Raw genomic sequence first — 17,705 nt, 5'->3', positions numbered from 1 at the left:
GATCCGCTCAGGCGCTACCGGTCTCCCCGACGTGCCAGATCATTCATCGTCCGGGCCTGGATCTCCCGCTCCGTCGCGGCCCGCACGAACTCCGCCACGTGCTCGGCGCCGACCAGCTCCTGTACCGCCCGTACCGTTCCGGCGGGCAGGGCCACCGGGGAGGGGCCCGTCGGCTGCGGTGTCCCCGCCGTTCCCAAATGTCGCTGGAGGTGCCGGGTCGCGAAGAGCCGCATCGCCCGCGCCAGTTCCGCGTCCACGGTCTGCTGTGCCAGTGGCCGCAGCCGCCGCACCATCGTCGCCGCCTCCGCGGCGTCCGCGTCGGTGGGCGGCACCTGCCCGAGATACCGCGCGAAGACGTGCTCGGTGGTGAACTCCAGGAACCGCGAGGCGATGTGCTCCACCTGACCCCGCAGTTCCCGGAGGTGACCGGTGATCGCCGCGAGCGGCACCCCAGCCGCGTACAGCTCGGCCGCCACCGCCAGTTCCTGCGGGGACGGCACCAGGAACTGGTCCGGCCGCCCCGGGATCCGCTCCAGCACACCCAGGTCGCAGGCCTCGCCCACCGCTTCGTCGTCGGGCAGCCCGCCGAACCGTGCGTTCAGCTCGTCCCGGCTGATCCGGGCCGCCTCCTCATCGGTCCACGGCCCGTGCACCTCCGCGACCAGCCCCAGTACGCCTCCCAGTCCGCGTCCCGCGTCCCAGGCCTCCAGCAGCTCCTTGATGGAGGCCAGGGTGTAGCCGCGGTCCAGCAGGTCGGCGATCTGGCGCAGCCGCGCCAGGTGCGTGTCCCGGTAGACGTTGGAGCGGCCCCGCCGTTCCGGCTTGGGCAGCAGACCGCGGTCCTGGTACGCGCGGATCGTGCGCACCGTCGCTCCGCTGTGGTGCGCCAGATCCTCGATCCGGTACTCGGCTACGGCCTGATCGGACAATCCCGGCTCCCTACGACATGGCGGCTCGGCCGCCCGCGCCGGCTGCGGCCCGGGCGGCAGGCGAAGCCGCAAGGTACTCGACCGCCCTGCGCAGCGAGCCCTCCTGCGAGGGATGGTACGACCGCCGGCAGAAGCCGGGTATGGCCGTGCCGGGCTCTCTGCGCGGGGGCACCGGTCCCGCGGCCCCCGCGCGGCCGTGCACGCCCGACGGATCCGGGACCCCGGTCACAGCCGGGGCTCCAGTCGGGCGATGCGCCGCAGGGTGCGCGGGGCGAAGCGGGACATCCACAGGGCGCCCTTGGACTCGGGCGTGACCGGCACGACCGCCTCGTTGCGGACGACGGCGCGCAGGATCGCGTCGGCGACCTTCTCCGGCGGGAAGTTGCGCAGGCCGTACAGCCGCGAGGAGCGTTCCTGGCGGCGCTTCTCCTCGGCCTCGTCCACCCCGGCGAAGCGCGAGGTCGCGGTGATGTTGGTGTTGACGATGCCGGGGCAGATCGCGGAGACGCCGATGGACTTCGAGGCGAGTTCCGCGCGCAGGCACTCCGACAGCATCAGCACCGCCGCCTTCGAGGTGCTGTAGGCGGGCAGGGTGCGGGAGGGCAGATAGGCCGCGGCCGAGGCGGTGTTGACGATGTGCCCGCCCTGGCCGCGCTCGGCCATCTGCTTCCCGAAGATCCGGCAGCCGTGGATGACGCCCCACAGATTGACGTCCAGAACCTTCTTCCAGTCCTCGGCCGTGGTGTCGAGGAAGGCCCCGGACAGGCCGATCCCGGCGTTGTTGACCAGGACGTCGACGATCCCGTACTCGGCGGCGACCTTCGCCGCCAGCTTCTCCATCGCCTGCTCGTCGCTGACGTCCACGCACTCCGCCCACGCCTCGGGGGCACCGACCAGGCGGGCCATGTCGGCCGTGCGCGCCGCGCCCTCCGCGTCCCGGTCCACGGCCACCACCCGTGCTCCCGCCTCGGCGAAGGCGAAGGCGGTGGCCCGGCCGATCCCGCTGGCCGCGCCGGTGACCAGGACCAGCTGGCCGCCGAAGCGGTCGGCGTACCTGGCCGGGGCCTTCTGTTCCGGTGCCCGCGCCGCCGGCTCCTCCCGGGCCGTGACGAACTCGGTGATCCAGGAGGCCAGCTGGTCGGGCCGGGTACGCGGTATCCAGTGCTTGGCGGGCAGCGTCCGCCGCAGCAGGTCCGGGGCCCACCGCTCCAGGCCGTCGTAGAGCCGCTCGGACAGGAACGCGTCCCCGGTCGGAGTGATCAGCTGCACCGGTACGTGGGCGTACGCGTCGGAGCGCGGCCGGCGCAGCCTCGGGCGTACGTTGTCGCGGTAGAGCCAGGCCCCGTGCGCCGCGTCCGAGGGCAGCGAGGCCGTCGGGTAGGACCCGGCCGGCACCTTCTCGACGCGCTGCAGCATCTTGGGCCACCGCTTGCCGAGCGGCCCGCGCCAGGCGAGCTCCGGCAGCACGGGGGTGTGCAGCATGTAGACGTACCAGGACTTGGCGCCCTGGCCGAGGAGCTGCGCCGCCGCCCGCGGGGTCGGCCGCGCCATGCGCTTCTTGATCCAGTGCCCGAAGTGGTCCAGGGAGGGCCCCGACATCGACGTGAAGGACGCGATCCGCCCCTCCGTGCGGCCGACCGTCGCGAACTCCCAGCCCTGTACCGAACCCCAGTCGTGGCCGACCAGGTGCACCGGCCGGTCCGGACTGACCGCGTCCGCCACCGCCAGGAAGTCGTCGGTCAGCTTCTCCAGGGTGAAGCCGCCGCGCAGCGGCTGCGGCGCGGTGGAGCGCCCGTGGCCGCGCACGTCGTAGAGCACCACGTGGAAGCGGGTCGCCAGCCGCTCGGCGACCTCCGTCCAGACCTCCTTGCTGTCCGGGTAGCCGTGCACCAGCAGCACCGTCGGACGGCCCCGCTCGCCGAGCTCGACCACGCACAACTCGACCCCGCCGGTGCGCACCCAGCGCTCCCGCGCGCCCGCCGGCTCCATCGCTCCCGCTCCGCTCATGCCGCTCATGCTGCCTTCTCCTCCTCGGCCCAGCGCCGCACGTGCGGCAGGTCGTCGTCGAGCCAGAACGCGCTCTCCTCGGGGTCCCGCGAGTCGGTGACCACGAGGATCTCCTCGAACTTCGCTCCGGTGCCCCGGAAGCCCAGGTGTGGTTCCACCGCCCACAGTCCGGGCTGTGGCGGGTGGTCGGAGAAGCGGTACGGGCTCCACAGCGGGGACCAGCCCTCACGGTGCCCGTGCAGGGCGTCAGCGGCCAGCCCCTTGAGGGACTGGGTGCCGAAACCGAACGCCGTCGGCGACCAGCGCCGCTCCTTCACCCGGTCGATCTTGTGGGCTATGACGCCGAAGGGGTAGGCGCGGTGCCGGTTGGCGTACCCCTGCCGGTTCATCAGGCGCTCGACGTCCTCGTAGATCTCTCGCAGGGAGCGGCGCTCGCGCACCTGCTCCAGGATCAGCTCCCGGTGCTCCCGCAGGTCCGCCATGAGCCGGTCCTGCACCGGATTGAGTCCGAGGCTGCCCGAGTAGCCGATGTCCGCCGAGAAGCCCTTGTAGACCGGCGCCATGTCGAGGATGAAGGGCATGCCCGGCTCCAGCCGCCGGTTGGTCGGGAAGAACTGCAGCGGGATCCGGAAGTTCGCGAAGGCGGTGCGGTCCCCGAACCAGGCGAACGGCAGGTGGAACCAGTCCCGCACCCCGCGGTCGCGCAGCCACTCGCGCTGCATGCGCGCGGCCTCGCGCTCGGTCACGCCGGGCCGCAGCTGGGCAGCGACCGCCTCGGCGCACTCGTACGAGAGGCGCTGCACCTCTCTGAACCCGCTCAGGTCGGCGGAGAGCCGTCCGGAGTGCAGCGCGGTGCGTTGCCTGGTGTCCCCAGCCATGTCAGCCCGTCCATCCGTGTAGCCGTACGCGCCCGTAAGTTGACACTGATGAATGTGACAATGACCGGAGATCACGTCAAGGGTCGTGCACGGACCTGTGGACAAAGTTGTCCGGTCCACATCAGCCTCCAGTACGGGCATGTACGCCTGAAGGCTGAGACCGGATCCAGCTCCAGGTCTGACGCCTGGCGAGAGCCGCGCCACTAACGTCGGTTCCGTGACTGTCATCGCGACTGAAAGCCTGAGCAAGCGGTACCCCCGAGTGACCGCCCTCGACCGGCTCTCCCTGGACATCGGCCCCGGCGTGACCGGGCTCGTGGGCGCCAACGGAGCCGGCAAGTCCACGCTGATCAAGATTCTGCTGGGACTGTCCCCCGCCACCGAGGGCAGCGCCGCCGTGCTCGGCCTCGACGTCCATACGCATGGCAGCGCCATCCGTGAACGCGTCGGGTACATGCCTGAGCACGACTGCCTGCCACCCGACGTCTCGGCCACCGAGTTCGTCGTCCACATGGCGCGCATGTCCGGGCTGCCGCCGACCGCGGCCCGCGAGCGCACCGCCGACACCCTGCGCCACGTCGGGCTGTACGAGGAGCGCTACCGCCCCATCGGCGGCTATTCCACCGGCATGAAGCAGCGCGTCAAGCTCGCCCAGGCACTCGTCCACGACCCCCAGCTGGTCCTCCTCGACGAGCCGACCAACGGTCTGGACCCGGTCGGGCGCGACGAGATGCTCGGCCTGATCCGCCGCGTCTACACCGACTTCGGCATCTCCGTCCTGGTCACCTCCCACCTCCTCGGCGAGCTGGAGAGGACCTGCGACCACGTCGTGGTCGTCGACGGCGGCAAGCTGCTGCGTTCCAGCTCCACCAGCGACTTCACGCAGACCACCGCGACTCTCGCGGTCGAGGTCACCGACTCCGACGCCCACCCGGACGGCACCGCCGCCCTGCGCAAGGCGCTCACCGAGGCCGGCCTCACCCTGCACGCGGGCGAGGAGCAGGGCCTGCCCGGAGCCGGGCACATCCTCCTTGTCGAGGCCACCGGCGAGAGCACCTACGACACCATTCGCGACACCGTCGCCGAGCTGGGCGTCGGCCTGGTCCGCATGGAACAGCGCCGCCACCACATCGCGGAGGTCTTCCGCGACAACGACCAGCCCGCGTACACCGCTCAGCAGAAGGGAGCCGGTTCCGATGGCGCCTGAGACGTCGACACAGATCCACAACATCGGCTACCGGTCCTACGACGGACCCCGGCTCGGCCGCGCCTACGCCCGCAAGTCGCTGTTCTCGCAGTCCCTGCGCGGCGCCTACGGGCTCGGCCGGTCCGCCAAGTCGAAGGTCCTCCCGATGCTGCTCTTCGCGGTGATGTGCGTCCCGGCGCTCATCATCGTCGCGGTGGCCATCGCCGTGCCCGGTTCCACGGACCTGCCGATCAAGTACACGACGTACGCTCTGACCACCCAGGTGGTCATCGGCCTCTACCTCGCCTCCCAGGCGCCGCAGTCGGTCTCGCGGGACCTGCGCTTCAAGACGGTCCCGCTCTACTTCTCGCGGCCCATCGAACGCGTCGACTACGTCGTGGCCAAGTACGCGGCCATGGCCTCGGCCATGTTCATCCTCACCGCGACCCCGCTGCTGATCATGTGGATCGGCGCGCTCCTGGCGAAGTTCGACTTCGTCGACCAGACCAAGGGATTCGGGCAAGGACTCGTGTCGGTTCTGCTGCTGTCGCTGCTCTTCTCCGGGATCGGCCTGGTGATGGCCGCGCTGACCCCGCGCCGCGGGTTCGGCGTCGCGGCGATCATCGCAGTGCTCCTGATCCCCTACGGCGCGGTCACCGCGGTTCAGGGCATCGCCTACAGCACCGGGAACGCCGGATCCATCGACTGGCTGGGCCTGTTCTCCCCGATCACCCTGATCGACGGCGTACAGACGGCGTTCCTCGGCGCCACCTCCGCCTTCCCCGGCGGTGAAGGCCCCTCGGCCGGCATCGGCTTCGTCTACCTGCTCGTCGCCCTCGGCCTCATCGCCGGCTCCTACGCCGCCCTGATGGCCCGCTACCGGAAGGCCGGGCTGTGACCACCATCGACATCGACCACACCTCCCGCTGGTTCGGGAACGTCGTCGCCGTCAACGACGTGACCATGCGCATCGGCCCCGGCGTCACGGGACTGCTGGGCCCGAACGGCGCGGGCAAGTCCACCCTCATCAACATGATGGGCGGCTTCCTCGCCCCCTCCACGGGCACCGTCACCCTCGACGGCGCACCGATCTGGCAGAACGAGCAGATCTACAAGCACGTGGGCGTCGTGCCCGAGCGCGAGGCGATGTACGACTTCCTCACCGGCCGTGAGTTCGTCGTCGCCAACGCCGAGCTCCACGGCCTCGACGACGCGGCCGCACAGCGCGCCCTGGCCACCGTCGAGATGGAGTACGCGCAGGACCGCAAGATCTCCACGTACTCCAAGGGCATGCGCCAGCGCGTGAAGATGGCGTCCGCCCTCGTCCACGACCCGTCCGTGCTGCTCCTGGACGAGCCGTTCAACGGCATGGACCCCCGTCAGCGCATGCAGCTGATGGACCTCCTGCGGCGCATGGGCGACGAAGGACGCACCGTCCTGTTCTCCTCCCACATCCTGGAGGAGGTCGAACAGCTCGCCTCGCACATCGAGGTGGTCGTGGCCGGCCGGCACGCCGCCTCCGGTGACTTCCGCAAGATCCGCCGCCTGATGACGGACCGCCCGCACCGCTACCTCGTCCGCTCCTCCGACGACCGGTCGCTCGCCGCGGCCCTGATCGCCGACCCCTCCACGGCCGGCATCGAGGTCGACCTGAAGGAGGGCGCGCTGCGCATCCAGGCCGTGGACTTCGGCCGCTTCACCGAGCTGCTGCCCCTGGTGGCCCGACAGCACGGCATCCGGCTGCTGACGGTCTCGCCCTCCGACGAGTCCCTCGAGTCGGTCTTCTCCTACCTCGTCACGGCCTGAAAGGAGCTGGCACCCATGTACGTGTACGACCCCACCGTTGCCCGGCTCACCTACCGGGCCCTGCTCGGCCGGCGCCGCGCGCTCATCCTCTTCGCACTTCCCGCCCTGCTGATCGTCATCGCCCTCGTGGTCCGCGCCTTCGTCGGCGTGGACGACAAGGTCGCGGCCGATCTCCTCGGGGGCTTCGCGCTCGCCACCATGGTCCCGCTGATCGGTGTCATCGCCGGCACCGGCGCCATCGGGCCCGAGATCGACGACGGCTCCATCGTCTATCTGCTGGCCAAGCCGGTGAAGCGCCCGAAGATCATCATGACCAAGCTGATCGTGGCGATCGCCGTCACCATGGCCTTCTCCGCGATCCCCACTCTGATCGCCGGATTCATCCTCAACGGCAACGGCCAGCAGATCGCCGTCGCCTACACGATCGCCGCCCTCGTGGCCTCGATCGCCTACAGCGCCCTCTTCCTGCTGCTGGGCACGGTCAGCCGGCACGCGGTCGTCTTCGGCCTGGTCTACGCCCTGATCTGGGAGTCGCTCTTCGGCAGCCTGGTCTCGGGGGCCAAGACCCTCAGCGTCCAGCAGTGGGCCCTGGCCCTGGCAGAGAAGGTCGCCGGCGAGGGGTACGTCGACGCCACGGTGGGCCTGCCCACCGCGTCGGTCCTGCTCGTCGTGGTCACCGTCGGAGCCACCGCCTACGCGGGCCAGAAGCTGCGCCGCCTCACGCTGGCGGGCGAGGAGTAGACCCCGGCCGCACCCACCCCCGCGACAGTGCCCCGCCCGGCCCACCGGCCAGGCGGGGCACCGCTTTGCGGGTCATCATCGGGGCATGATCGAGCACACCGCCCCGGAGCCGTCCAGGCCCCTGCGGTCCTGGATACGTTCCTCACCCGGAACGCACATCTGGCTGCTGATCATCGCCGTGACCAGCATCATCGTCGCGATCGCGCCCGACCAGCTGGACCGTGTCCTGCTGCACCGCAACAGCAGCAACATCCACCAGCTCGTCCAGCACCCCGTCCGGGCGCTCATCAGCAGCGCCTTCTGGATCGCGAACCCGGCCTCGCTCGCCCTCTATGCCGTGCTCTTCGAGGTCTTCCACGCACCCGTCGAGCGATGGCTCGGGACCCTGCGCTGGCTCGTGATCGTGGCCACCGCACATGTCGTCGCCACCCTGATCAGCCAGAAGGTCCTCCTGACGGCCATCCAGGACCACCGTGCCCCGCGCAGCATGACCCATGTCGTCGACATCGGCGTCAGCTACGGACTCGCGGCCTCCATCGGTGTCCTCACCTACCGGCTCCCCAGCCCCTGGCGATGGTTCTACCTGGCCGGAGCGGTCGCCTTCTTCGGGATCCCCCTCGCCACCGGCGGCACCTTCACCGACCTCGGCCACGCCATCGCGCTGGCCGTCGGGCTGCTGTCCTGGCCGCTCACGCGCCACGTTGTTTCACGTGAAACACCGCCCCCACCGCCTGTTTCACGTGAAACGTGACTAGTCCGCGTCCGCTGTCGCGACGCCGTGCTCCCACGCCCATGCGGCGATCCCCACCCGGTTCCGTGCCCCGATCTTGGCCTGGATGTTCGCGATATGGGTCTTGGCCGTGCCCGCCGTGATGAACAGCTCCCCGCCGATCTCGGCGTTGGTGAACCCCCGCGCCACCAGCCGCACGATCTCCAGCTCCCGCTCCGTCAGCGGGTGGGCCGAGGGCCGGGCGACCGGACCCGGCTGCGTCAGCCGGCGCAGCAGCCGCACCGTGATCTGCGGGCTGATCAGGGTGTCCCCCGCCATCGCGGCCCGAACGCCCTCGATCAGCAGCGCCGGTCCGGACCGCTTCAGCAGGAAGCCGCAGGCGCCGTTGCGCAGCGCGGTGTGCACATATTCGTCGAGGTCGAAGGTGGTCACGACCACCACCCGTGTCTCGGGCGCCAGCAGCCGGGTCACCTCCAGCCCGTCGAGCCGTGGCATCCGGATGTCCGCGAGCACCACGTCGGGCCGCAGCTGCCGGGCCAGCGCCACCGCGCTCTCCCCGTCCGCCGCCTCCCCCACGACGGTCATGTCCGGCTGTGAATCGAGGATCAGCCGGAATCCGCTGCGGATGTCCTCTTGGTCATCGGCTATCAGGATGCGTGTGGTCACCCGTCATGATCACCTGAGGGCCTTCTCCTCCGCCGGGAAGACGGCGCAAACCCGCCATCCGCCGTCCTCGGCCGCCCCCGCCCGCAGGGTTCCGCCCGCGGCCTCCACCCGCGCCCGCAGGCCGGCCAGCCCGGTACCGCTCCGCCGGCGGCGGGCCAGCAGCCCGCCCCCGCCGCGCGGGGCGGCGGAGTTGGTCACGCTGACCTCGGTGCCCGCGCCGGCCCGGCGTACGGAGACCCGGACCACGGCCGCCCCAGGCGCGTGCCGTCGTACGTTCGTCAGCGCTTCGACAGCCACCCGGTACGCAGTGGTGTCCGCCTCCCTCGACAGCTCCCGCATCGCCTCGGCGTCGGCGTCCAGGGCTCCCCCCTCGAACCGCCCCACCAGCTCGGGCAGTCGGTCCAGGCCCGGGACGGGAGCCGTCGGCCCGCCCGCGGCCTCCTGCAGCGCGTGCACCGTGCGGTCCATCGACGCCAGCGCGCTCAGTCCCGCCGTCTCGATCCGCTCCAGCGCCCGGACCGCCTGCCCGGGATCCTGCTCGGCCACGAACCGCGCGGCCTGCGCCTGCACCACGATGGCGCTCACGTCGTGAGCCACGAAGTCATGCAGATCGCGGGCCAGTTCCAGCTGCTGGTCGCGCCGCGCATCCCGTACGGCCTGCTCCATCCGGGCCGCCTGGCGGCGCAGGTAGCCGCCGGCCGCCGCGGCCCCGAGGGCCGGGACCGCCCAGAAGCCCGCCACACCGCTGATCTCCAGCCACGAACCGGTCTCCCACACCAGCGGCACCGGCCACACCGAGACCGCGACCACGCCGAGAACACCCGCGACGGTCCCCGAACGCGCCGGTGACCAGCGGGCCACGAGGACGAGCAGCAGGAGCAGGAAGCCCGACCAGAGCATCAGCCGCGCCGCGGGCACCCCCAGGGCGGTGGCGACGATTCCGGCGAGGGAGGCCGAAGCCAGTAACGGGGCCCACACAGCACGAAGGTTGACGGTCATGACCCGACCCTACGAGCGCACCCGACGCCCGCCCATCCCCCATCCGGCAGACCTCCCGCCCCGGCGGACGCCCGCAGGCCTGCCGATCGGCGGATGGTCCGGGGAGCCGAGGGCGACGAGGCTCGATGCATCGCACCGCCCCTCTCCCGAAGGACTTGGACGATGACCTCCGCCCCCGTCTCCACCGCCCGCGCGCAGGCCCCGGACGCCGTACCGGGAGTGTCACCGTGGCTGAACCGGATCGCCGTGCTCGCCTCGCTGACCGTGCTCCCCAGCTGCCTGTGGCGGCTGGCGATCGCGGCCGGCGTCCCCATGGGCTGGGGTCCGGGCAGCGATCTGCACCACTCGTACTACCCGGGCCGGGAATCCCTGGTCCTCGTGTTCGTCACCGTCCTGCAGGAGTGCCTGGGCCTGTTGAGCCTCGGTCTGGTCCGGCGCTGGGGCGAGCAACTGCCCGGCTGGGTTCCGCGGCTGGGCGGACGCCGGTTGCACCCGCTGGTGGCGGCGGTCCCCGCGGCGCTCGGCGCGCTCGCGCTCACCGGCATCACCTCTCTGGGCGCCGCGACATGGAGCGAGGTCAACGCCGCGAACCCCGACGCGCCCACCGGACCCGCCCTGTGGATCTTCACCCTGTCCTACGTGCCCCTGCTGCTGTGGGGGCCGTTGCTCGGCGTCCTCACCGTCGCCTACTGGCAGCGGCGCCGCTTGCACGGCTGACGGGCGGAAATTCGCTGGTACGGGGCTTCGGGGCGGGGCAGAGTGAGGCGTGCGGGGAGCAACAAAAGGTCCGGGGCAGCCACTTCGAGCGCGCCTTCTGGCGCGGGCTGCCCCGGACCTCTCGTGCGTCCGGCGCGTTAAGCGGCGCCCAGCAGACGCTCCAGCACCACCGCGATCCCGTCCTCCTCGTTGGAGGTCGTCACCTCGTCGGCCACCGCCTTGAGTTCGGCGTGGGAGTTGGCCATGGCCACCCCGTGAGCGGCCCAGCCGAACATCGGGATGTCGTTCGGCATGTCGCCGAAGGCGATCGTCTCGGCCGCCTTCACCCCGAGCCGGCGCGCGGCCAGGGACAGGCCGGTGGCCTTCGTCAGGCCCAGCGGCAGGATCTCGACTATCCCCGGACCCGCCATGACGACGTCGACCAGGCTGCCCACGGTCTCCCGGGCCACCTTGACGAGCTGGTCGTCATCGAGCTCCGGGTGCTGGATGTAGAGCTTGTTGAGCGGAGCCGTCCACACCGCGGCCGTGTCCTCCAGGCGGAGGGCCGGGAGGCCTTCCTGCACCTGGTAGCCGGGCCCGAACAGGACCTCGCCGTCCACCCCGTCCCGGCTGGCGGCCAGGGCCAGCGGACCGACCTCCGCCTCCAGCTTCGACAGCGCCAGCCCGGCGAGCTGCCGGTCCAGCGTCACCGAGGTCAGCAGCCGGTGCGCTCCCGCGTCGTAGACCTGTGCGCCCTGTCCGCAGACGGCGATCCCCTTGTAGCCGAGATCGTCCAGTACGTGCCGGGTCCAGGGCACGGCGCGGCCGGTGACGATGATGTGGGCCGCCCCCGCCGCGGTGGCCGCGACGAGCGCTGCGCGGGTGCGTTCCGAAACGGTGTCGTCACCGCGCAGCAGCGTGCCGTCGAGGTCGGTCGCGACGAGCTTGTACGGGAACGGTGCCGGGCTCACTTGGTGATCGGCTCCAGGACCTCGCGGCCGCCGAGGTACGGACGGAGTGCCTCGGGCACCCGTACGGAACCGTCGGCCAGCTGGTGGTTCTCGAGGATCGCCACGATCGTGCGCGGAACGGCGCACAGGGTGCCGTTCAGCGTGGACAGCGGCTGGGTCTTCTTGCCGTCGCGGTAGCGGATCGACAGGCGGCGGGCCTGGAAGCTGTCGCAGTTCGAGGCGGAGGTCAGCTCGCGGTACTTGCCCTGGGTCGGGATCCAGGCCTCGCAGTCGAACTTGCGCGAGGCGGAGGCGCCCAGGTCACCGGTGGCGACGTCGATCACCTGGAACGGCAGTTCCAGGCTGGTCAGCCACTGCTTCTCCCACTCCAGGAGCCGCTGGTGCTCGGCCTCGGCCTCCTCCGGCGCGACGTACGAGAACATCTCGACCTTGTCGAACTGGTGGACGCGGAAGATGCCGCGGGTGTCCTTGCCGTACGTACCGGCCTCACGGCGGAAGCAGGGGGAGAAGCCGGCGTACCGCAGCGGCAGCTTGTCGCCCTCGATGATCTCGTCCATGTGGTACGCGGCGAGCGGGACCTCGGAGGTGCCGACCAGGTAGTAGTCGTCCTTCTCCAGGTGGTAGACGTTCTCCGCGGCCTGGCCGAGGAAGCCGGTGCCCTCCATGGCGCGCGGGCGGACCAGCGCCGGTGTCAGCATCGGGATGAAGCCGGCCTCGGTGGCCTGGGCGATGGCGGCGTTGACCAGCGCCAGCTCCAGCAGGGCGCCCACACCGGTCAGGTAGTAGAAGCGCGAGCCCGAGACCTTGGCGCCGCGCTCGACGTCGATGGCACCCAGCAGTTCGCCGAGTTCCAGGTGGTCCTTGGGCTCGAATCCCTCGGCGGCGAAATCGCGGATGGTGCCGTGCGTCTCCAGCACGGTGAAGTCCTCTTCGCCGCCGACCGGAACGTCCTCGTGGACGATGTTGCCGAGCTGGAGGAGAAGGCGCTTGGCGGCTTCGTCGGCCTCGTTCTGCTCGGCCTCGGCGGCCTTGACGTCCTGCTTGAGCTGTTCGGCCTTCTTCAGCAGCTCCGTCCGCTCCTCCGGGGAGGCCTTCGGGATGAGCTTGCCGAGCGACTTCTGCTCGTTGCGCAGTTCGTCGAAGCGCATGCCAGAGGACCTGCGGCGCTCGTCCGCGGAGAGCAGGGCGTCGACGAGTTCGACGTCCTCTCCACGAGCGCGCTGCGAGGCGCGGACACGGTCAGGGTCTTCACGGAGCAGCCGGAGGTCAATCACCCCTCCAGGCTACCGGGCTGGGCTTCCGGGGATCACACCGATATCACGCTGCGTGTCGCTATGTCCTAATTGCAACGAATGCATAAGTCTTGATCGCTGACCGGAAGTGACCCCTCTCCGCTGGTCAATAAAGCCGGGCCCATTCCCCGAAAAGGGGCACGGCGCCGGCTCCTGAGCGGGCCCTGAGCAGGCCTGGAGAGGGTTCTTGTCCACAGGAATAGTGACCGTCCGGAGTTTATCCACAGGCTGTGTGTTGCATCTGTGGACACAGGAATAGATCATTCCTGATCGGCGGGTGGCCGAGGTGAATCGGGGGTCAAACCACCCTCACACACTCATTCGGGTGGGAATGACTAGCTCCAAAGAGTTGATCCGCGATGCGGGGGTGACACCGTTCACCTACCGCTTCCCGGCGCGAAACCTGGGATCCCCAGCCGATATGTCGACCTTGTCGGGTCACTCTGTCGACTTGTCCCCAGGCCTCCGCCTCCACCTGTGGATAACCCTGTGGACAGTGGGCGACCCTACGCCCGGCCGTCGAGGCAGCGGGCCAGCCAGTCGGAGGCAGCCGTGAAGTCGCCATCGGAGGTTCCGGCCCGCGGAGAGCGCACGTCACTCTGAGCGACCCCGGCCCGCGGATAGGACCCGAGGAAGCGGACCTGGGGACAGGTCCGCTTGAGGCCCATGAGGGCCTCGCTGACGCGCCGGTCCGAGATGTGCCCCTCCGCGTCGACGGCGAAGCAGTAGTTGCCGATGCCCTGTCCGGTCGGACGGGACTGGATGAGCATCAGGTTCACCCCGCGGACCGCGAACTCCTGGAGGAGTTCCAGCAGCGCACCGGGGTGGTCGTCGCCGAGCCACAGCACGACCGACGTCTTGTCCGCCCCCGTCGGCGCGGCCGGCCGCGCAGGGCGGCCCACCAGCACGAAGCGGGTCTCGGCGTTCTCCGCGTCATGGATCTCGGTGACCAGCGGGACGAGGCCGTAGGTGGCGGCGGCGAACTCACCCGCGAAGGCGGCGTCGAAGCGCCCCTCCTGGACCAGCCGGGCGCCGTCGGCGTTCGAGGCCGCCGACTCCCACACCGCGTCGGGCAGGTTCGCCCGCAGCCAGTTCCGTACCTGCGGCTGGGCGACCGGGTGCCCGGTGACGGTCTTCACGTCCGACAGGGCGGTACCGGGGCGGACAAGCAGGGCGAACGCGATGGGCAGGAGCACCTCGCGGTAGATCATCAGAGGTTCGCCCGAGGCCAGCTCGTCGAGGGTGGCGGTGACCCCGCCCTCCACCGAGTTCTCGATCGGGACGAGGGCGGCGGCCGCCTCCCCGCCCCGTACGGCGTCCAGGGCGGCCGGGACCGACACCATCGGGACGAGCTCCCGGGTCGCGGCTTCCGGCAGGGTGCGCAGGGCGGCCTCGGTGAAGGTGCCCTCGGGACCGAGATACGTGAAGCGGGTGGCTGACATGCGATCAGCCTAATGCCGGGGCGCCGGCCGCCGCGGTGCTGTTCACCCTTCGAGCAGCCGCTGCCCGACGTACTCGCCGCTGCGCGGCCCGGGCGGAACCGCGTACAGGCCGCTGGACTCGTGCCGGATGAACGCCGACAGAGCGTCGCCGCGGTCGAGCTTGCGCTGCACGGGCACGAACCCGCGCAGCGGGTCGGCCTGCCAGCAGATGAACAGAAGCCCGGCATCCGGAGCGCCGTCGGGGCCGATCCCGTCGTGGAAGGAGAAGGGGCGCCGCAGCATGGCCGCCCCGCCGTTCTGCTCGGGGGCCGAGATCCGGGCGTGGGCGTTGGACGGGATGACGGGCTTGCCGTCGGTGCCGATCTTGTCGAGCTGCATCTCGGTGGTCTCGCCGCCGCCCGTCAGCGGGGCCCCGGTGGCCTTGGTCCGGCCGATGACCTGCTCCTGCTGCGCCAGGGACTGCTTGTCCCAGTCGTCGAGGAGCATACGGATGCGCCGCACGACGGCGTATGAGCCGCCGCCCATCCAGGCGTGGTCCGCGGGCCCGGGGCCCTGGGCGGGCACGAAGATCCGCTTGTCGAAGTCGGGCTCGGAGGGCTTCGGGTTGCCGGTGCCGTCGACCTGCCCCATGAGATTGCGGGCGGTCATAGGGGTGCCGGTCGCCCCGGGGGACCGGTTGAAGCCGTTCATCTGCCAGCGGACGCGCGCCGCCTCCCCGGCGTCCTTCTGGAGTGCGCGCAGGGCGTGGAAGGCGACCAGTGCGTCGTTCGCGCCGATCTGGACCCACAGGTCGCCGTTGCTGCGCTGGGCGTCGAGCCGGTCCGAGGAGAAGTCGGGCAGCGGGTCGAGGGCGGTGGGGCGGCGGGCGGTCAGGCCCGTGCGCTCGAAGAAGGAATGTCCGAAGCCGAAGGTGACCGTGAGGGAGGACGGCCCGGCATCGAGGGCGATGCCGCTGTCTGCCGTCGGGGCGGTCTCGCCCGCCATGAGCCGGCGTGCGGTCTCGGACCAGCGTCGCAGCAGCGCGGCGGCCTCGGTGCGGCCCGCCCCCGGAGCCAGATCGAAGGCGAGGACGTGCCCCTTGGCCTGGAGGGGCGTGGTGATGCCGGCCTGGTGGTCCCCGTCGAACGCCACCCGGGTGGCTCCGAGGGAGGACAGGCTCCCTGCCGCTCCGGTGGCGGAGCCGCCCCCGGAGCCGGCGAGCGCGGAGTGCGCCAGGGCGCCGCTCGCACCGCCCAGGGCCAGGCCGGCGGCGCCTGCGGCGCCGACGGTGCCCAGCAGCCTGCGCCGGGAGATCTCGATGTCGGGGTTGCTCTCGGTCACGCTGGTCAGCCGATCTTCACGGTCTTCTGGACGGTGGTCTGGTCGATGTCGGATGTACGGACGGTCACATCGATGCGCCATTCGCCGGCGAGCGGCAGTTGGACGCCCGATGCGGTCCAGTGCCCGGGGGAGGCCTGGTCGGGGACGACCGGCAGGGGGCCGATGTCCTTGGCCGGGAGGGTGAAGGACACCTTGATCTCGGGGAGGTCGAAGGGCTGCCCGTCGCCGGAGTCCGCCCACAGGTGCAGGGTGTTCGCGCCGACCCGGCCCGGATCGAGCTCCAGCCTGACGGATCCCTTGCCGTTCTGACCGCCGGTGTCGAACGGCAGGGTGATCTTCACGGCGCGGTCGGGGACCGCGGTGGCGGTGGAGCCGCGGGCTGCCTCCTGCTCGACGGTGCGCCCCGGCTCGGTGCTCGTGAGGACCGTGGTCACGACGAGCAGGACCACGGCGATCGCCGCCTCGACCAGGACCGAGCGGCGCAGTCCCGCGCGGTCCGGGTCCGCGTCCCGCACCCGCTTCTCGCGTGCGTTTTCGAGGGCGGCCCGCTGCCGGGCGAGCTGGGCGGCACGCTCCGGGTCCGCCGGAACGCCGGCGGGCTCTGTTTCACGTGAAACATCTGAGGCATCGGCGCCCTCGGCATCCGAGGCGCCCGAAGGGCCGGAGGCGTCCGGACGTGTTTCACGTGAAACATCGTCGCCCGCGAGCACCTGGGCGCCCACCTTCGCGCCGGGCTCCTCGGCGGCCGCAGGAGCCTCGGCGAGCCGGGCGGTCCACTTCCGCGACATAGAGGCGACGCCGAGGAGAACAGCGACCAGGGCGACCTTGAGGAGCAGCAGCCGCCCGTACTCGGTGCCGGTGAGCGCGGACCAGCTGCCGGTCTGCCGCCAGGCCTGGTAGACGCCCGTGACGGCCAGGACCACCACACTGACGAAGGCGACCCGGGAGAACCGCCGCACCGCCGAGCGCTCGATCCCCGGCACCTTGTGCAGGGCGACGAGCAGGGCGCAGATACCGCCGAGCCACGTGGCGACGGCCAGCATGTGCAGGATGTCGGCCGGCATGGCGAGGCCGGGCTGGATACCGGTGGAGGCGTGCTCGGAGAGGGCCCAGGTGGCCGCGATGCCGCCGGAGACGACGGCCCCGCCGATGGCCAGCCCGAAGGTGAGGTCGTCGGTGTCCTTGGCCCTGTCCTCCTCGGTCCCGGCGTCCTGCAGGCGGCGCGCGTACACACCGAAGAGGACCGCGACGAAGAGGGCGGCGGCCCCCAGCAGCAACAGCCGGGAGACCAGCGACGCGCCCGTCCTGGTCTCCAGTACCGCCCTGAGCCCGTCCAGATCGAAGGCGTCCGCGAACCGGCCGGAGCCCGTGTACGGGGCCCGCAGCACCAGCATCGCGAGGGTGGCCGCGGTCAGGGTGACCCAGGCCCGCACGACGAGCTTCTGGAGCGGCCGCTCGGCGGCGCCCCTGCGCCAGCACAGCAATACGAAGGCCGCACCGCCCACCAGGACGGTGAAGCCGGCGTAGGCGGCGTAGCGGGCGATGCCGTAGGCGATCCCGACGGGTCCGCCGCCCGCCCGGGTGGTGGGGAGGGAGACCTCGGTGGCCGAGGGCGCGCCGATGGAGAAGGTGAACGCGCCGGAGATCGGGTGGCTGTCCGCGGAGACGGCCTGCCAGGCGACGGTGTAGGTGCCGTTGGGCAGACCGGAATGCAGGGCCGTGCCGTAGCGGACGGTGTTCCCGCTGCACATGTCGCGCAGCTCACCGGTGTCCACCCGCCGGCCCTGGGGGTCGAGGACACGGATCGAGTCGTCACCCATGGCGACCTGCTCCGAGAAGGAGAGCGAGACCTGGGCGGGTGCCATGGCGACCACCGCCCCGTCCGTGGGGTCGCTCGCGGTGAGTGCGGCGTGCGCCGTGGCCGGTGAGGCCACGGTGAACAGGGTCGCCAGCAGGGCTGCGAGGACCAGCGCGAGCCGCGGCAGGAATGCCGTGGCGAGGGCGCGGGCCGTGGAGGGGGCGGGGGCGGTGGCCGTCATGGC

General features: G+C 71.3%; 16 protein-coding genes. 6 read left to right on the top strand and 10 right to left on the bottom strand.

What is annotated here, in order from left to right:
• Nucleotides 1–14: 14 nt before the first annotated feature.
• The 3 genes from NRK68_RS16730 to NRK68_RS16720 all read right to left on the bottom strand — a co-directional run bounded on the left by NRK68_RS16730 (nucleotide 15) and on the right by NRK68_RS16720 (nucleotide 3,814).
• Complete coding sequence (locus tag NRK68_RS16730; RefSeq protein ID WP_183066354.1) at nucleotides 15–929, bottom strand: MerR family transcriptional regulator; 915 nt, start codon at nucleotides 927–929, stop codon at nucleotides 15–17.
• A 225-nt stretch (nucleotides 930–1,154) separates the two neighbouring features.
• A complete protein-coding gene (locus tag NRK68_RS16725) occupies nucleotides 1,155–2,918 on the bottom strand; it encodes an SDR family oxidoreductase (protein WP_183066700.1) in 1,764 nt (587 codons plus the stop codon).
• A 23-nt stretch (nucleotides 2,919–2,941) separates the two neighbouring features.
• A complete protein-coding gene (locus tag NRK68_RS16720) occupies nucleotides 2,942–3,814 on the bottom strand; it encodes a M24 family metallopeptidase (RefSeq protein ID WP_183066353.1) in 873 nt (290 codons plus the stop codon).
• Nucleotides 3,815–4,031: 217 nt separating this feature from the next.
• On the opposite strand from NRK68_RS16720, the gene NRK68_RS16715 reads away from it, so the two are divergent.
• From NRK68_RS16715 to NRK68_RS16695, 5 genes are all read left to right on the top strand, one after another.
• Nucleotides 4,032–5,021 (top strand): ABC transporter ATP-binding protein, encoded by a 990-nt coding sequence (locus tag NRK68_RS16715; protein WP_183066352.1) that lies wholly within the window; start codon nucleotides 4,032–4,034, stop codon nucleotides 5,019–5,021.
• Entirely contained in the window at nucleotides 5,011–5,898 is an 888-nt protein-coding gene (locus NRK68_RS16710; protein WP_046777606.1) for an ABC transporter permease, read from the top strand. The genes NRK68_RS16715 and NRK68_RS16710 overlap by 11 nt, the downstream gene beginning before the upstream one ends.
• On the top strand, nucleotides 5,895–6,806 hold the full coding sequence (locus NRK68_RS16705; RefSeq protein ID WP_030956885.1) for an ABC transporter ATP-binding protein: 912 nt from the start codon (nucleotides 5,895–5,897) through the stop codon (nucleotides 6,804–6,806). The genes NRK68_RS16710 and NRK68_RS16705 overlap by 4 nt, the downstream gene beginning before the upstream one ends.
• A 21-nt stretch (nucleotides 6,807–6,827) precedes the next feature.
• Nucleotides 6,828–7,547 carry an ABC transporter permease gene (locus NRK68_RS16700; RefSeq protein WP_046778382.1) on the top strand — a complete coding sequence of 240 codons (720 nt, stop codon included), beginning with the start codon at nucleotides 6,828–6,830 and terminating at the stop codon, nucleotides 7,545–7,547.
• Nucleotides 7,548–7,632: 85 nt separating this feature from the next.
• Nucleotides 7,633–8,298, top strand: a complete 666-nt coding sequence (locus NRK68_RS16695; protein WP_183066351.1) for a rhomboid-like protein — start codon at nucleotides 7,633–7,635, stop codon at nucleotides 8,296–8,298.
• Here NRK68_RS16695 and NRK68_RS16690 read toward each other — a convergent pair whose 3' ends face one another.
• Together NRK68_RS16690 and NRK68_RS16685 are read right to left on the bottom strand one after the other, a co-directional pair.
• Nucleotides 8,299–8,943, bottom strand: coding sequence for a response regulator (locus NRK68_RS16690; RefSeq protein ID WP_183066350.1), 645 nt, complete (start codon nucleotides 8,941–8,943; stop codon nucleotides 8,299–8,301).
• A 9-nt stretch (nucleotides 8,944–8,952) separates the two neighbouring features.
• The gene (locus NRK68_RS16685) at nucleotides 8,953–9,942 is read right to left on the bottom strand and encodes a sensor histidine kinase (RefSeq protein ID WP_183066349.1); all 990 of its coding nucleotides are present in this window, start codon (nucleotides 9,940–9,942) and stop codon (nucleotides 8,953–8,955) included.
• A gap of 162 nt (nucleotides 9,943–10,104) precedes the next feature.
• Here NRK68_RS16685 and NRK68_RS16680 point away from each other — a divergent pair, with 162 nt between their 5' ends.
• Nucleotides 10,105–10,659, top strand: a complete 555-nt coding sequence (locus tag NRK68_RS16680) for a hypothetical protein (protein ID WP_183066348.1) — start codon at nucleotides 10,105–10,107, stop codon at nucleotides 10,657–10,659.
• Nucleotides 10,660–10,796: 137 nt separating this feature from the next.
• Here the strand turns inward: NRK68_RS16680 and NRK68_RS16675 are convergent, their stop codons facing one another.
• The 5 genes from NRK68_RS16675 to NRK68_RS16655 all read right to left on the bottom strand — a co-directional run bounded on the left by NRK68_RS16675 (nucleotide 10,797) and on the right by NRK68_RS16655 (nucleotide 17,702).
• Nucleotides 10,797–11,609 carry an HAD family hydrolase gene (locus tag NRK68_RS16675; RefSeq protein ID WP_183066347.1) on the bottom strand — a complete coding sequence of 271 codons (813 nt, stop codon included), beginning with the start codon at nucleotides 11,607–11,609 and terminating at the stop codon, nucleotides 10,797–10,799.
• Nucleotides 11,606–12,883 carry a serine--tRNA ligase gene (gene serS / locus NRK68_RS16670; RefSeq protein WP_183066346.1) on the bottom strand — a complete coding sequence of 426 codons (1,278 nt, stop codon included), beginning with the start codon at nucleotides 12,881–12,883 and terminating at the stop codon, nucleotides 11,606–11,608. Before serS ends, NRK68_RS16675 begins: the two co-directional genes overlap by 4 nt.
• A gap of 524 nt (nucleotides 12,884–13,407) precedes the next feature.
• Nucleotides 13,408–14,343 (bottom strand): prephenate dehydratase, encoded by a 936-nt coding sequence (gene pheA, locus NRK68_RS16665; RefSeq protein WP_030026448.1) that lies wholly within the window; start codon nucleotides 14,341–14,343, stop codon nucleotides 13,408–13,410.
• A gap of 42 nt (nucleotides 14,344–14,385) precedes the next feature.
• The gene (gene efeB, locus NRK68_RS16660) at nucleotides 14,386–15,744 is read right to left on the bottom strand and encodes an iron uptake transporter deferrochelatase/peroxidase subunit (RefSeq protein WP_183066345.1); all 1,359 of its coding nucleotides are present in this window, start codon (nucleotides 15,742–15,744) and stop codon (nucleotides 14,386–14,388) included.
• Nucleotides 15,669–17,702 carry a copper resistance CopC/CopD family protein gene (locus NRK68_RS16655; protein ID WP_183066344.1) on the bottom strand — a complete coding sequence of 678 codons (2,034 nt, stop codon included), beginning with the start codon at nucleotides 17,700–17,702 and terminating at the stop codon, nucleotides 15,669–15,671. Before NRK68_RS16655 ends, efeB begins: the two co-directional genes overlap by 76 nt.
• Nucleotides 17,703–17,705: the final 3 nt, after the last annotated feature.

This window comes from Streptomyces yangpuensis (genome assembly GCF_024666385.1).
Lineage (GTDB): Bacteria > Actinomycetota > Actinomycetes > Streptomycetales > Streptomycetaceae > Streptomyces > Streptomyces yangpuensis.
This window is presented reverse-complemented; position numbering and strand designations above follow the sequence as displayed.